Source organism: Stenotrophomonas sp. GD03680 (assembly GCF_029844625.1).
Lineage (GTDB): Bacteria > Pseudomonadota > Gammaproteobacteria > Xanthomonadales > Xanthomonadaceae > Stenotrophomonas > Stenotrophomonas maltophilia_P.
The window spans coordinates 1-12,395 of sequence record NZ_JAOCKC010000041.1; the positions used below are offsets into that span (position 1 = coordinate 1).

General features: G+C 67.0%; 14 protein-coding genes and 1 pseudogene. 8 read left to right on the plus strand and 7 right to left on the minus strand.

Translation table 11 applies throughout. The annotated features are described in order from the left end of the window. Window positions 1-45: 45 nt before the first annotated feature. From N5J29_RS19020 to tadA, 4 genes are all read right to left on the minus strand, one after another. Entirely contained in the window at window positions 46-1,161 is a 1,116-nt protein-coding gene (locus tag N5J29_RS19020) for an alkene reductase (RefSeq protein ID WP_164153105.1), read from the minus strand. Window positions 1,162-1,331: 170 nt separating this feature from the next. Continuing rightward, window positions 1,332-2,204, minus strand: coding sequence for an EcsC family protein (locus N5J29_RS19025; protein WP_053517871.1), 873 nt, complete (start codon window positions 2,202-2,204; stop codon window positions 1,332-1,334). 64 nt (window positions 2,205-2,268) lie between these two features. Continuing rightward, window positions 2,269-2,841, minus strand: coding sequence for an oligoribonuclease (gene orn / locus N5J29_RS19030; RefSeq protein WP_053517870.1), 573 nt, complete (start codon window positions 2,839-2,841; stop codon window positions 2,269-2,271). 75 nt (window positions 2,842-2,916) lie between these two features. Continuing rightward, the gene (gene tadA / locus N5J29_RS19035; RefSeq protein WP_164153106.1) at window positions 2,917-3,441 is read right to left on the minus strand and encodes a tRNA adenosine(34) deaminase TadA; all 525 of its coding nucleotides are present in this window, start codon (window positions 3,439-3,441) and stop codon (window positions 2,917-2,919) included. Between the two features lie 111 nt (window positions 3,442-3,552). Here tadA and N5J29_RS19040 point away from each other — a divergent pair, with 111 nt between their 5' ends. Next, window positions 3,553-3,990: an acetyltransferase gene (locus tag N5J29_RS19040; protein ID WP_164153107.1), complete on the plus strand. Its 438-nt coding sequence runs from the start codon at window positions 3,553-3,555 to the stop codon at window positions 3,988-3,990. A 10-nt stretch (window positions 3,991-4,000) separates the two neighbouring features. Here N5J29_RS19040 and N5J29_RS19045 read toward each other — a convergent pair whose 3' ends face one another. After that, a complete protein-coding gene (locus N5J29_RS19045; RefSeq protein WP_164153108.1) occupies window positions 4,001-4,507 on the minus strand; it encodes an N-acetyltransferase in 507 nt (168 codons plus the stop codon). A 306-nt stretch (window positions 4,508-4,813) separates the two neighbouring features. On the opposite strand from N5J29_RS19045, the gene N5J29_RS19050 reads away from it, so the two are divergent. The 7 genes from N5J29_RS19050 (at window position 4,814) to N5J29_RS19080 (ending at window position 11,394) form a co-directional block, all read left to right on the plus strand. Beyond that, complete coding sequence (locus N5J29_RS19050; protein ID WP_164153102.1) at window positions 4,814-6,025, plus strand: MFS transporter; 1,212 nt, start codon at window positions 4,814-4,816, stop codon at window positions 6,023-6,025. A 139-nt stretch (window positions 6,026-6,164) separates the two neighbouring features. Further along, entirely contained in the window at window positions 6,165-6,434 is a 270-nt protein-coding gene (locus N5J29_RS19055) for a hypothetical protein (protein ID WP_164153101.1), read from the plus strand. 129 nt (window positions 6,435-6,563) lie between these two features. Then, window positions 6,564-6,818 (plus strand): hypothetical protein, encoded by a 255-nt coding sequence (locus tag N5J29_RS19060; protein WP_065183040.1) that lies wholly within the window; start codon window positions 6,564-6,566, stop codon window positions 6,816-6,818. Window positions 6,819-6,927: 109 nt separating this feature from the next. Then, window positions 6,928-7,167, plus strand: a complete 240-nt coding sequence (locus N5J29_RS19065; RefSeq protein ID WP_279924545.1) for a hypothetical protein — start codon at window positions 6,928-6,930, stop codon at window positions 7,165-7,167. A gap of 4 nt (window positions 7,168-7,171) precedes the next feature. Beyond that, window positions 7,172-7,357, plus strand: a complete 186-nt coding sequence (locus N5J29_RS19070) for a hypothetical protein (RefSeq protein WP_065176251.1) — start codon at window positions 7,172-7,174, stop codon at window positions 7,355-7,357. An 89-nt stretch (window positions 7,358-7,446) separates the two neighbouring features. Continuing rightward, window positions 7,447-9,150, plus strand: a complete 1,704-nt coding sequence (locus N5J29_RS19075; protein ID WP_164153100.1) for an ATP-binding protein — start codon at window positions 7,447-7,449, stop codon at window positions 9,148-9,150. Between the two features lie 102 nt (window positions 9,151-9,252). Continuing rightward, window positions 9,253-11,394 (plus strand): TonB-dependent siderophore receptor, encoded by a 2,142-nt coding sequence (locus N5J29_RS19080; RefSeq protein ID WP_164153099.1) that lies wholly within the window; start codon window positions 9,253-9,255, stop codon window positions 11,392-11,394. Between the two features lie 54 nt (window positions 11,395-11,448). On the opposite strand, the gene N5J29_RS19085 is transcribed toward N5J29_RS19080, so the two are convergent. Together N5J29_RS19085 and N5J29_RS19090 are read right to left on the minus strand one after the other, a co-directional pair. Beyond that, the gene (locus N5J29_RS19085; RefSeq protein WP_053517859.1) at window positions 11,449-11,871 is read right to left on the minus strand and encodes a hypothetical protein; all 423 of its coding nucleotides are present in this window, start codon (window positions 11,869-11,871) and stop codon (window positions 11,449-11,451) included. Beyond that, window positions 11,868-12,395 (minus strand): annotated as a pseudogene (locus N5J29_RS19090) (hypothetical protein); the annotation flags it as partial. The pseudogene N5J29_RS19090 and the gene N5J29_RS19085, both read right to left, overlap by 4 nt.

Sequence of the window (12,395 nt, forward strand, 5' to 3'; positions counted from 1 at the left end):
GGCGGTTGAACAGGTAGCGCCGGGCCATGCCCGGCGGATGCGGAATCAGGCGGCGACGCTCTCTTCGAGCGTCGGATAATCGGTGAAGCCCGCCACTCCGCCTCCGAAGAACGTCGCGCGGTCCGGCAGGTTCAGTTCCGAACCTTGGCGCAGCCGCTCCGGCAGGTCCGGGTTGGCAATGAACGGCCGGCCGAAGCCGATCAGGTCAGCCCAGCCTTCTGCCAGTGCCTGCTCGGCGCGCTCGGCGGTGTACTTGCCGGCGTAGATCAGCGTGCCCGGATAGACCATGCGCAGCGCCTGCTTGAACGCCAGCGGCATCGGTGGTGCGTCGTCCCAGTCGGCTTCGGCGATGTGCAGGTAGCCCACACCCAGCCCGCCCAGCAGATGCGCGGCAGCCAGATAGGTGGCCTGCGGCGTATCGTCCACCGCCCCCTGCAGCGTGGTCAGCGGCGCCAGGCGCACCCCCACCCGGTCGCCGCCCGCCACCTCGACCACCGCCCGCGTCACCTCGCGCAGGAAGCGCAGCCGGTTCTGCAGCGCGCCACCGTAGCCATCGGTGCGCTGGTTGGCCTGCGAATCGATGAACTGGTTGATGAGATAGCCATTGGCCCCATGCAGCTCGACCCCATCAAAGCCCGCCGCCAGTGCATTGCGCGCCGCCTGTGCATAGTCCTCGACGATGCCTGGAATCTCGTCCTCGTGCAGGGCGCGCGGCATCGAGTGCTGGATCATCTCGCCGACGCCGGCCTCCGGACCGGCACCGGTCGGGTCAACGAACACCTTCACGCCTTCGGCCAGCAATGCCGACGACGACACCGGAGCCTCACCGTTCGGCTGCAGGGCAACATGCGAAACACGGCCCACGTGCCACAGCTGCGCATAGATGCGTCCGCCGGCCGCGTGCACCGCATCGGTGACCTGGCGCCAGCCCTGTACCTGCTGCGGACTGTGGATGCCCGGGGTCCAGGCATAACCCTGGCCCTGCGGGCTGATCTGGGTGCCTTCGCTGATGATCAGGCCGGCGCCGGCACGTTGCGCGTAGTACGCCGCCATTTCGGCGGTGGCAACATTGCCGTGGGCCGCACGCGAACGGGTCATCGGCGGCATCACGATGCGGTTGGGCAGGGTCAGTGCGCCCAGGCGGTGGGGAGTGAACAGCATGTCGGCCATCTCTTGCGGGGGAGTGCCGCAAAGAATGGGGATGGCGCCCGCCGGGCAACAGGCACGGACTGGCAAAACAGTTGTTCCGCCGGGGCAATGATAGGCTCGCCCGAGGTCTCGCCCGGAGTCAGATCCCTTTGCACGGCAAAGGGATCTGGCCCCGACACCGGTTACAGCGTCGGCTCGATCAGGGCGCCGCCATGCGCCACGCGGTCATAGCAGGTGCGCACTACATCCTCACCGTACTTGCGCTCCAGCCGGCGCACGATGAAGTGACCGCGTGCCATGTCCTGGTAGTAGTCGGTGAACATGGTGTTGAGCGTGGCGCCGGCGGCAGCACCCACGATGGGGACCGCCTGCGCGGCGAACTTCTCGGTCACCACCACACCGAAACGCGCGGCGACCTTCTCCACCAGCTTGGCCAACAGCTTGCCGGCCTCCTTCGGGGCCACGCCCAGGGTGAGATCGCGGCCGGTCACCACGCGGCCGGCCAGCTCGGCCGACAGGTGGCGCATCACATCGGTGGTGAAGCCGCGGGCCAGGTAGTAGCCGGTCTCGCTGGCGTCGTCGCGCGGCGAATTGCCGCCCAGCGCGAACACCTCCAGACAGGCCTGGCGGGTGCTGAACTCGGACAGGTCGAAGCCTTCGCTGCGCGCCACATCGGCCACGGCGCGCATCATGATGGTGGTCGACACCGGCAGTTCGATGAACAACGCGGCAAAACCGAAGGCACCGCCGACCGCGCCGGACGTTGCGGCAGCCACCTTGTGCCAGCGGGTGGATGCGCCCTTGCCGGGTGAATTGTCCATGCTCCACAGCGCCGCCTGCGCGGATTTCGACAGCGCCGCCTGCACCGCGCCGTGGATGCGGCTGGACACCGACGTCGGCAAGGCCTTCACTGCGAACTCCAGCGGCGTGCCGACCAGGTTGGCCATGCGCGCGGTCAGGGTCGGCGCCTCCAGCAGTGCCACCGCCCGTTGCAGGTCGGACCAGTCGCGGGCGTCGTGGGCGATATCGCGCGGCAGCAGGATCGGCTCGTTCATGGGCCGATAGTAGCGCCACGCGGTTGAACGATGGGTAGCGCCGGGCCATGCCCGGCGTCGTCGTTCAGGCAGTCGGCAACCCCGAAAGCGCGCCCATGAACCGGCGGTAGTGGCGCAGCTCGTTGATCGAATCATGCACGTCGCTGAGTGCGGTGTGGCTGCTGTTCTTGCCGACGCCGGCGGCCACGCCCGGCGCCCAGCGCCTGGCCAGTTCCTTCACCGTGGACACATCCAGGTTGCGGTAGTGGAAGTACTTCTCCAGGCGCGGCATCTGGCGGTGCAGGAAGCGGCGATCCTGGCAGATCGAATTGCCGCACATCGGCGACAGGCCAGCCGGAATCCACTCCGCCAGGAAATTCACCGTCTGCGCCTCGGCCTGGGCAAGGGTCACGCTGCTGTCCAGAACACGCTGCCACAGGCCGGAACGACGATGCTGGTTGCGGTTCCACTCGTCCATCGCCTCCAGCGTCTCCAGCGGATGATGGATGGCGAACTCTGGGCCTTCGGCCAGCACGTTGAGCTGGGCATCGGTCACTACGGTGGCGATCTCGATGATCGAATCGTTGTCGGTATCCAACCCGGTCATTTCCAGGTCGATCCAGATCAATCGCTCGTTGGCCGCGCCGTTCTCCACCATCGTGTCGTCTCGCTGCAGGGCTGGCCCGCGGGCCGCCGGGAAGGGAAAGGGGCGCCCATCATACCCTTTCGCTGCTCATCCCTCGTCCGCCGGGCGTTCCAGCAACAGGGGCGGCTTGCCGCGCTTGGCGCGGAAGTAGTTGGTCAGCCGCGTGCTCGCCTCCTTGGCCAGCACCCCGCCGTGGATCTCCACGCGGTGGTTGTGGCGCGCGTCGCCCAGCAGGTCGAACACGCTGCCACAGGCACCGGTCTTCGGGTCGCTGGCACCGTAGACCAGCCGCGACACGCGCGCATGCACGATTGCCATCGCGCACATCGCGCAGGGCTCCAGCGTCACGTACAGCGTGCTGCCCAACAGTCGATGGTTGGCCAGCGCCTGGCCGCCGGCACGCATCGCCACGATCTCGGCGTGCGCGCTGGGATCGTGCGAAGCGATATTGAGGTTCCAGCCCTCACCCAGCAGTTGGCCGTCGGCACCGACCAGCACCGCACCGACCGGGATCTCGTCGAACTCGCGCTGCGCGCGCTCGGCCAGCGCCAACGCATGGCGCATCCACTGTTCGTCGGCGTCGTGCACCGGTACACCCGGAGCGTCGGTCATGGCAGTTTCCGTGAGGCGGCAGAGCTCAGGCGCACAGTGTAACGCCGGGCTGCGCAGCGGATGCCAGAATGACGTCATACTGTGCTGCCTGCCCGCTTCACGTTCCCCCCCATGACCACCCTGCGCCCCTCGCGCGCCGATGACGGTGCCGCACTCGTCGACCTGTGGCGCCGCGCCGTCGACGCCACCCACGACTTCCTCAGCCCTGAAGACCGCCTGGCCATCGATGCCGAAGTGGCTGGTTTCCTGCCCCAGGCGCCGACCACCGTGGCCGTGGATGCAGATGATCGTCCTCTGGGCTTCATGTTGATCGACGGGACGCATCTGGAAGCCTTGTTCATCGACCCAGACGTGCGCGGCACCGGCATCGGCCGTCAGCTGCTGCAGCACGCACTGGCCGTGCATCCGCAGCTGAGCACCGACGTCAATGCGCAGAATGCGCAGGCAGTGGGGTTCTACCTGCGCATGGGCTTCACCGAGACCGGCCGCTCAGCGCTGGATTCACAGGGCCGTCCGTATCCGCTGATCCATCTTCGGCACGCGGGCTGAACGCCCGCGATCAGTGGGTCGCTTCGAACGCCCGGGAGTAGCGCACCTCTCCCTGCGCCAGTGGCGGCTGCAGGCACAGCGCCTGGAAGTACTCGGCAGGAACGCCCGGCAGCACCAGCCCCGGCTCGGCGCGGAAGCCGAAACGAGCGTAGTACGCCGGCTCGCCCAGCAACACGCAGCCTCGCGCGTGCTGCTGGCGAAGCGCCTCGATGGCCGCGCGCATCAATGCGGTACCGATGCCCTGCCCCTGTCGCTCCGGCAGCACCGAGATCGGGCCCAGGCCGTACCAGCCGCTGCTGCCGTCGCTGACGGACACCGGCGAAACAGCGACGTGGCCGATGACTTCTCCGACCGCGTCGGCCACCAGCGAGATGCTCAGCTCGCCGCGCTCGCGCAGCGCATCAACGATGTACTGCTCGGTGTGACTGCTGTGTCCGGCCGTGGCGAAAGCGGCGGTGGTCAGGGCATGGATGGCGGCGATGTCGGCCGGCATTTCAGTACGGATGGAAAGTGTCATGGAGCACCTTGAGCTAGGCCACGCACCGGCCCGGAGACCGCCGCGACAGGGAACGAAGGGTGTAACAACCGTGCATCCGCGATTGTCCAACCGCGGAGGTCTCGCGGAAGACAGCGATGCAGCTGCCTGGGCAGGCACCCGCACGGTGCTCTGCTCGGCTATGGAGATGTTCATGGAAATGGAGATCCCGTCAACATGCGGTGCGCAGCACTACCACTGGCCGGACGCTGATTCTTGGCAGCGGGCGATGCCCCTGCTGCGGTGCAGCAGTACAATAGCCTGCTCCCCCGCCCCCTGCGCCCCCGCATGAGCCCCAATTCCTCCCTGGCCGCGCAGCTGACGCCCCGCCAGCGCACCCTGATCATCCTCGCCCTGTCGCTCGGCGGCTTTGCCATCGGTACCAGCGAGTTCGCCAGCATGGGCCTGATGCTGGAAATCAGTCGTGGCCTGTCGATCACCGAAACACAGGTCGGCCATCTCATCAGCGCCTACGCCATCGGCGTGGTGGTCGGTGCACCGGTCCTGGCGTTCGTCGGCGCCAGCTTCCCACGCCGTCGCCTGCTGCTGGCGCTGATGGGCTTCTATGCAGTCGGCAATCTGGCCAGCGCGCTGGCACCGAACTACGCCACCATGCTCATCGCGCGCTTCGTCGCGGGTCTTCCGCATGGCGCTTACTTTGGCGTGGCGATGCTGGTAGCGGCGGCGATCAGCCCGGCCGGCCAGCGCGGCCAGGCGATGTCGCGCGTGCTGCTCGGCCTGTCCATCGCCATCCTGATCGGCAACCCGCTCACCACCTGGCTGGGCCAGCAACTGAGCTGGCGTACGGCGTTTGCGCTGGTCACCCTGCTGGCCATTGCCACCGTTGCGATGATCGCGCGCTTCCTGCTGCCCGACCCGGAGGAGGTGCGCACCTCGCCGATGCGCGAGCTGCGCGCCTTCAACACCACGCAGGTATGGCTGGCACTGGCCATCGGTGCGGTCGGATTCGCCGGCATGTTCTGTGTGTTCACCTATCTTGCGCCGACCCTGGTGCAGGTGACCGGGGTTGCCGAATCGTGGATGCCGCTCGCCGTGGGTGTGTTCGGCATCGGCGCCATCATCGGCAACATCGCCGGCGGCTGGCTGGTGGACAGATTCCACTTCAAGGCCGCCGCGCTGGTACTGGCGTGGTCGATCGTGATGCTGCTGCTGTATCCGCTGGCTGCGCAGTCGGTGTGGACCATCGGCCCGATGATCATCACCGTGGGCACCATGGGTGCGCTCGCCGCCGTGCTGCAGACCCGCCTGATGGATGTGGCGGGAGAAGCGCAGACGCTGGCTGCGGCCTCCAACCATGCCGCGTTCAACACCGCCAACGCGCTGGGACCGTGGCTGGGTGGCATGGCCATCAGCTCCGGCTTCAGCCCCGCCACCACCGGCTATGTCGGCGCAGCCACGGCCTTCGGTGGCCTGCTGCTGTGGTGCGTAGCGGTGATGCTGGAAAAGAACCGCGCACGCACGGTCGCCCGCAGTCACTGACACTGCTGTCCTCCGGCCGTCCCGCAGCGCCGCACGCGACAGGCAGGCCTGCGGCGGCCGCCGACGGTACTACACATGGCGTGGATATCCGTTCGGGCAGACTTCGATCAACACCCCCTGGTCGATCGTCCGGACCGCAATGCCTCCCCGCCGAGCCCCTGTCCACCATGACGCGGTCGCCCTGCAGGCCGGCGTGCTGGGCAGTGTGCTGGGTATCGCGCTGTTCAAGGCGTCCGCTCTGTCGGCCATCGCTGCGGGGTCACTGATGACCACCGGACTGTGGCTGCTCACCTGCGTCCTGCTGGCGGCCTGGGCCCTGGCCGCCTGCCTGGCCTGCCTGGCCCTGAGCCGGCGGGTCTTCATGCTGATGCTGGCGCTGTCCGCACTGTTCATGATCTGCGTCGCGTAGCCCGCAGATGCCACAACCGCAGAGTATCGCCACACTTGTTACTGAATAACAAGTGCAGGCAGACCGATTGCGTCGGCACGGGGTCACATTATTGAATCAGGGCACCCCCACTTTCCCAGGATGCCGTCCATGCCTACCTGCTTCGCCCCCGCCGCGCTCCGCGCCTCGGTCTATGCCGTCATGCTTGCCTCGCTCGCTGCCTGCGCCACCTATGACGACACGGCCATGCATTCGGGCTGCCAGGAATCACCGCACCTGAAGGACCTGCCGCCGCAGGTCGCCGCACGCGAAAGCCGCTGCAACAAGAGTCTTGAAGTCTGGTCCAGCGAGCGCAAGGGCGATGACACGCCGCTGGATCTGAGCGGCAAGAAGAAGGAGCTCTGAAGGAAGGAGCTCTGACGGTGGGGCGTCTTGATCCGGTCGATGCACGCAGCTGACTGCACCGTCACGGGTGGCAGGCGAGGATGCGGACGTGTACTACTCGCGAGCGGTTATGTCCCACCCTGTCATCCGCGCTTTCGAAGCCGTCTTCATCCTCTCAGGTGGTGTTGAACGCATCACCGCGCTCACCGTCACCTGCCACCATTGCGCGGAGACCACCTCCGCCAGCGAGGACACACTGCTGCAGCTGCCAGGCGGTGCACTGTTCCGCTGCGAGCGCTGCGGCTGCCACCAGCCGATCAGCCATGCGCGTGTTTCGGAGTGGCAGCTCCCGTCGCTGCTGGGGGTATGAGGCGATGGGGCTGACCGCAGCGCAGATCAGGATCCTGCAGGACATCGCCGACGCGCAGCCGGTGCGCGGTGACGCTGCGACCTGGGCAGTGAATGCGGGCTTTGCGGTGCAGGCCGAGGATGCGGACATCGACCTGACGCCGGCAGGCCGGCACGCCCTGGCCGGGCAACCAGGCCAGGAGCCAGGCTAGCCGCTGCGGTTGCCCCGACCCATTGGCGATGTGCAGGCCCTGCTGACATCGGTTCGGCTATGCTGCCGCACCTTCCCGCGCCGACGGCCATGCATCCTTTCCCACTTCCCGTCTCCGCACCCGACCAGCTTGCCTATCGCCTGCTGCAGGACAGCGACTGGGCACGCTCGCCGGCGGCGGCACAGGCGCCCTGCGAGCTGCGCACGCTGCTTGCGATGATCCTCGACTCTCCGGAGCCTCTGTGGATCGCCTGGGGCCTGAGCGAAAAGGCATTCTTCTTCAACGATGCCTACCTGCCGATGCTGGGTGACAAGCTGCACGGCGCCATGGGCAACCGCCTGGACGTGGTGTGGTCTGACGTCTGGGCCGATGTGGAGCATGCCATCGATGCGGCGTTCGCGGGCCGCAGCCGCAGCTTCAAGAACCTGCCGCTGATGATGGACCGCGACGGCACGCTGCGCGAGACCTTCTGGACCTTCTCCTATTCGCCTCTGCGCGATGCCAGCGGTGCCGTCGCCGGGATCATCTGCGTGGTCAGCGAGCAGACCGAACGCGTGATCGAGCGCGACCTGCACAGCCGCCAGGTGGCCGCGATCACCGAACAGGCGCGCGAGGCGCACCTGGAACTGGTGCGGGCCCGTGAGCAGCTCAGGCAGTCGCAGAAGCTGGAAGCCATCGGCCAGCTCACCGGAGGCGTCGCGCACGACTTCAACAACCTGCTGCAGGTCATCACCGGCTCGGTGGACATGCTGCTGCATACCTGGCCGGCGGAAGATCCGCGACGCCGCTACGTGCAGGCGATCGGCAATGCGTCGGACCGGGCCACACGGCTGACAGCGCAGCTGCTGGCCTTCTCGCGCCGGCAGAGCCTGTCACCGGAGGTCTTCGACCTGTGCGAGAGCGTGCAGGCCCTGTCGGACATCATCACCACGGTACTGGGGGCACGCATCCAGGTGTCGGTCAACCTGCCTGATCGCCCGCTGCCGGTGCTGCTGGACCGCACCCAGCTGGACACCGCGCTGATCAACATCGCCGTCAATGCGCGCGATGCGATCGACGGCCACGGCACGGTCACCATCGACGTCGAGCAGGTTACGGCGGTGCCTTCGGTCCGCTTCGCGGCACCGCTGAAAGGTGACTTCGCCGCCATCAGCGTGACCGATACGGGCACTGGCATCGACCCTGGCGTGGTGGATCGCATCTTCGAACCCTTCTTCACCACCAAAGGTATTGGTGCCGGCACCGGCCTGGGCCTCAGCCAGGTATTCGGTTTCGTCAAGCAGTCCGAAGGCGAGGTGGACGTCAAGAGCGAGGCTGGCGTCGGTACCCGGTTCACGCTGTATCTGCCGCTCACCCGTTCCAGCGAGACGGTGGCGCGGCCGGCGGCACAGCCGGGCCTGCTGCACGGGCACGGGCTGTGCGTGCTGGTGGTGGAGGACAACGTGGATGTGGCCGAGTTCGCGGTCGGAGCCCTGCGCGAACTCGACTATGAGGTGGTACTGGCCCGCAACGCCAATGAGGCACTTGCCGAACTGGAACAGGACGCCACGCGGTTCCATGTGATGTTCAGCGACGTGGTGATGCCCGGCACCAACGGCCTGGAACTGGCCCGGCACGTGCGCGATCGCTTTCCGGATCTGCCCATCATCCTGACCAGCGGCTACAGCGAGTTGCTGGCACGCGACCCCGGCCACGGCTTCACCCTGCTGCGCAAGCCCTACTCGCTCAAGCAGCTCGCCGTCGTGATGACCGAGGCCGCGGGCCGGAGGGAGGTTGCGACGATACGGGCGTAACGTCCTCCGCACGTGCCCAGATGTCCATCGCGCCATCAGGGAATAGGCACAGCATCACTGCAAATGCTAATCTTTCTCATTTGCGGTTGCCAATCCCCTCCCATGACCCTATTCCCGCTCCGCCGCCGCGCGCTGTGCGCGGCCCTCGCCCTGCCCCTGGCACCCCTGGCACAGGCCGCTGCACCACCCACCACCGCAACCACCGAGCTCGACAAGGTCGAAGTGCGTGGCCGTGCTCAGACGCTGTACCGGGTTGACGACGCCGCAGTTGGCACCCGCACCGATACCCCGCTGGAGCTGGTGCCGCAATCGGTGCAGGTGGTGCCGCGCGAGTTGATCGACGACCAGGCGGCGCGCCAGGTGACCGACCTGTACCGCAGCATCAGCGGCATCAGCTTCTTCAGCTATGCGGGCGTGACCCTGCGTGGCTTCCGGCAGGAAAACGTGCTCTATGACGGCCTGCGCGGCGACCCGTATGCGGGCTTCGCGGTGCCCCAGCTGTTCAACATCGAGCGGGTGGAGGTGCTGAAGGGTCCGGCCGGCGCACTGTATGGCGGTGGTGATGCCGGCGGCGTCATCAATTATGTGACCCGCAAACCCCGGGCCACGGCTGAGCGCCGCATCGAAGTCCAGCTGGGCAACGAGGATTTCCGCGCCGGCTCGGTCGAGGCCACCGGCCCCCTGGATGCGGCCGGCCGCGTGCGCTACCGCGCCGGTCTGTACGGCGACACCGAGCAGGGTGTGCGCTGGAACACTGACAGCGAAAGCGTGATCGGCGATGCATCGTTGGCCTTCGATGTGGGCGATACCGGCGAGCTGACCCTGCAGTTCACCGACATCACCCAGAACCTGGGCGGCAACCGCCTGCGGGGTGTACCAGTGAATGACGCAGGTACGTTCCTGACCGATCGCCGCTGGAACCACAACGAGGCCAGCGACTTCCTCGACATGCGCGCGAAGGTCGCCCTGGCGCAGTATCGCTTCGCGCCGGCCTCGAATGTGGATGTGGATTTCGCCGCGCGATGGTTCACCAACAACGAGCACCAGATGTATCACGAGCCGATGGGGCTGATCGACCGCGATCGCGATGGCGTGGCCGAGTGGATGACGCGCCAGCTGCGCAACCAGATCCGCGACAACGAGGCGTTTACTGTCAACGGCAATGCCGTGTGGCGGGTCAGTACCGGCCGCATCGAGCATAAAGTGCTGTTCGGCGCTGACGTGTACCAGCTCGATGCCGACTTCACCGCGCAGACCGCCAACAGTGCCGACCTCGCGCGCGGTGCGGGGCCGGTGCGTGGCATCGACCTGTTCAATCCAGTGTATGGCGCCAGCACCTGGCACGACTACGCTCTGACTACCCTGCCCTGGCGCAGCACCTCCACGCGCAGCACCCGCTACGGCGGCTACCTGCAGGACGAACTTGCGCTGGGCACGCGCTGGCATGTGCTGGCCGGCCTGCGCTGGGATGGCTTCAAGGACGAGGATCGCCTCGGCGGCAGCAGCGTGGATGGGCACGACCTCAGCTGGCGGCTGGGCAGCACTTTCACCGTGCGCGAGGGGCTGAACCTGTACGCGAACGTGGCCAGCGGATTCGTGCCACAGAGCGCGGCCAACCAGGACCGTGCTGCCGGCGGCCCGTTCGACGCTGAACGCAGCAAACAGTGGGAGATAGGCATGAAGTCGCTGCTGGCCGAGCGTGTGACCCTGAACATGGCGGCCTACCGCATCGACCGCAGCAACATCGTGCAGGCCACCGGCGAAGTGACCGCAGGCGTGAACCAGCTCGCCGCGCTGGGCCTGGTGCGCAGCACCGGCATGGAACTCGATCTGCTGGCCGATGTGACCGATCGCTGGGTGGTGAACCTCACCTACGCGTACAACGACGCACGGGTGAAGGATGCGGGCCCGAACGGCATCACCAACGCCTCCGGAGACCGCTTCGCCAATGCACCGCGCAACACGCTCGGCCTGTGGACGCGTTACGACCTGCCTGCGCTGAACTCGGCCATTGGTTTCGGTGCCGACCATGTCGGCGAGCGCATCAGCCTGGACGGGCAGAGCGTGAAGGCCTACACCGTGTTCGACATGAGCTGGAAGACCACGTGGAAGCAGTGGCAGTTCCAGGCCAACGTCAAGAACCTGTTCGACAAGGTGTATGCGGCCAGTGGCTTCATCGCGCGCAACGGGCACTTCCCCGGGGAACCGCGCCGGGTGTACGTGCAGGCGGCCTACCGCTTCTGACGGGCGATCGCGCTGCCGGCCCCGCGCAGGGGCCGGCAGCCTGCAGCACCTGCGTTACCGGGCGGGTGCCGCCGGCACCAGCACGCCATCCTTGAACGAAAGCGGGATGGTCACCGCCCCCTGCGGCGATGACAGCTGAAGGGTCAGCGACTGGCGGGCCGACGTGCAGGACGAGGCGATGCCCTGGAACCAGGAGCGCTCCGGTACCTGTGCATTGATGGCCTGCAGCTGCGCGGCAGGAACCGCGACGCCATCCACCTTCAGGCCAGTCAACCTGACCGGACCCGGCGATTCCACCACGAGCTCGAACACGCGGCTGCCACAACTCATCTGGTGTTGCGAGGTGTAGCGGTTCGCAGGCAGTCCATCTTCGCTGCGCAGCACCGCCAGCCCTGGCGAATCGGCACGCGCCACCGGCGCACAGGCTGCTGCGCCCACGGCCAGAACGGCCACCGCCCATGCGGCCTCTATCTTCATAGCGTTGTACCCAGTGTTTCCGCATCGCGGTCGTTGAAATCATACTCACGGGTCACACCATCGGGCCCGATGATGTAGTAGCGGAACTCTTCGGCATTCATGCCGTTGTCGCGCAGCAGATCGGCCACGCCCCAGTCCCCGCCTTCGTAGGCCACGCCGCCAACGGTGCGGTTGTCGGACGGGTACTTGTTGACCTCATGCGTCTCCGACGGGAAGACCCCGGCCGGATGGGAATGGATGATGCCCACCACCTGGCCCGGCGTGATGCCCCACTCCAGCAGCGGATAGCTGATGGCCCCGGGATTGCTGGCATCACCGCGCGCCAGTGGGCTGGTCTTGATTTCACCGGTCACTGCGTCGCGGTAGATCACCGTGCCCAGCTCCTGGCTCTGATAACCCGGATCGGCCTTGATCAGTGCCTCCACCTCACGCGCGACGGTGTCAGCCTGTGCATCGACCTGCTCATACGCGCTCGGCGGCGCCTCGCCACCGCCACCGCCGCCACCACCGCCGCCATCGCCCGG

Bases quoted from the DNA above. Each gene is read 5' to 3' on its own strand.
- N5J29_RS19020 (WP_164153105.1), bottom strand. From the start codon at position 1,161: ATGCTGTTCACTCCCCACCGCCTGGGCGCACTGACCCTGCCCAACCGC.
- N5J29_RS19025 (WP_053517871.1), bottom strand. From the start codon at position 2,204: ATGAACGAGCCGATCCTGCTGCCGCGCGATATCGCCCACGACGCCCGC.
- orn (WP_053517870.1), bottom strand. From the start codon at position 2,841: ATGGTGGAGAACGGCGCGGCCAACGAGCGATTGATCTGGATCGACCTG.
- tadA (WP_164153106.1), bottom strand. From the start codon at position 3,441: ATGACCGACGCTCCGGGTGTACCGGTGCACGACGCCGACGAACAGTGG.
- N5J29_RS19040 (WP_164153107.1), top strand. From the start codon at position 3,553: ATGACCACCCTGCGCCCCTCGCGCGCCGATGACGGTGCCGCACTCGTC.
- N5J29_RS19045 (WP_164153108.1), bottom strand. From the start codon at position 4,507: ATGACACTTTCCATCCGTACTGAAATGCCGGCCGACATCGCCGCCATC.
- N5J29_RS19050 (WP_164153102.1), top strand. From the start codon at position 4,814: ATGAGCCCCAATTCCTCCCTGGCCGCGCAGCTGACGCCCCGCCAGCGC.
- N5J29_RS19055 (WP_164153101.1), top strand. From the start codon at position 6,165: ATGCCTCCCCGCCGAGCCCCTGTCCACCATGACGCGGTCGCCCTGCAG.
- N5J29_RS19060 (WP_065183040.1), top strand. From the start codon at position 6,564: ATGCCTACCTGCTTCGCCCCCGCCGCGCTCCGCGCCTCGGTCTATGCC.
- N5J29_RS19065 (WP_279924545.1), top strand. From the start codon at position 6,928: ATGTCCCACCCTGTCATCCGCGCTTTCGAAGCCGTCTTCATCCTCTCA.
- N5J29_RS19070 (WP_065176251.1), top strand. From the start codon at position 7,172: ATGGGGCTGACCGCAGCGCAGATCAGGATCCTGCAGGACATCGCCGAC.
- N5J29_RS19075 (WP_164153100.1), top strand. From the start codon at position 7,447: ATGCATCCTTTCCCACTTCCCGTCTCCGCACCCGACCAGCTTGCCTAT.
- N5J29_RS19080 (WP_164153099.1), top strand. From the start codon at position 9,253: ATGACCCTATTCCCGCTCCGCCGCCGCGCGCTGTGCGCGGCCCTCGCC.
- N5J29_RS19085 (WP_053517859.1), bottom strand. From the start codon at position 11,871: ATGAAGATAGAGGCCGCATGGGCGGTGGCCGTTCTGGCCGTGGGCGCA.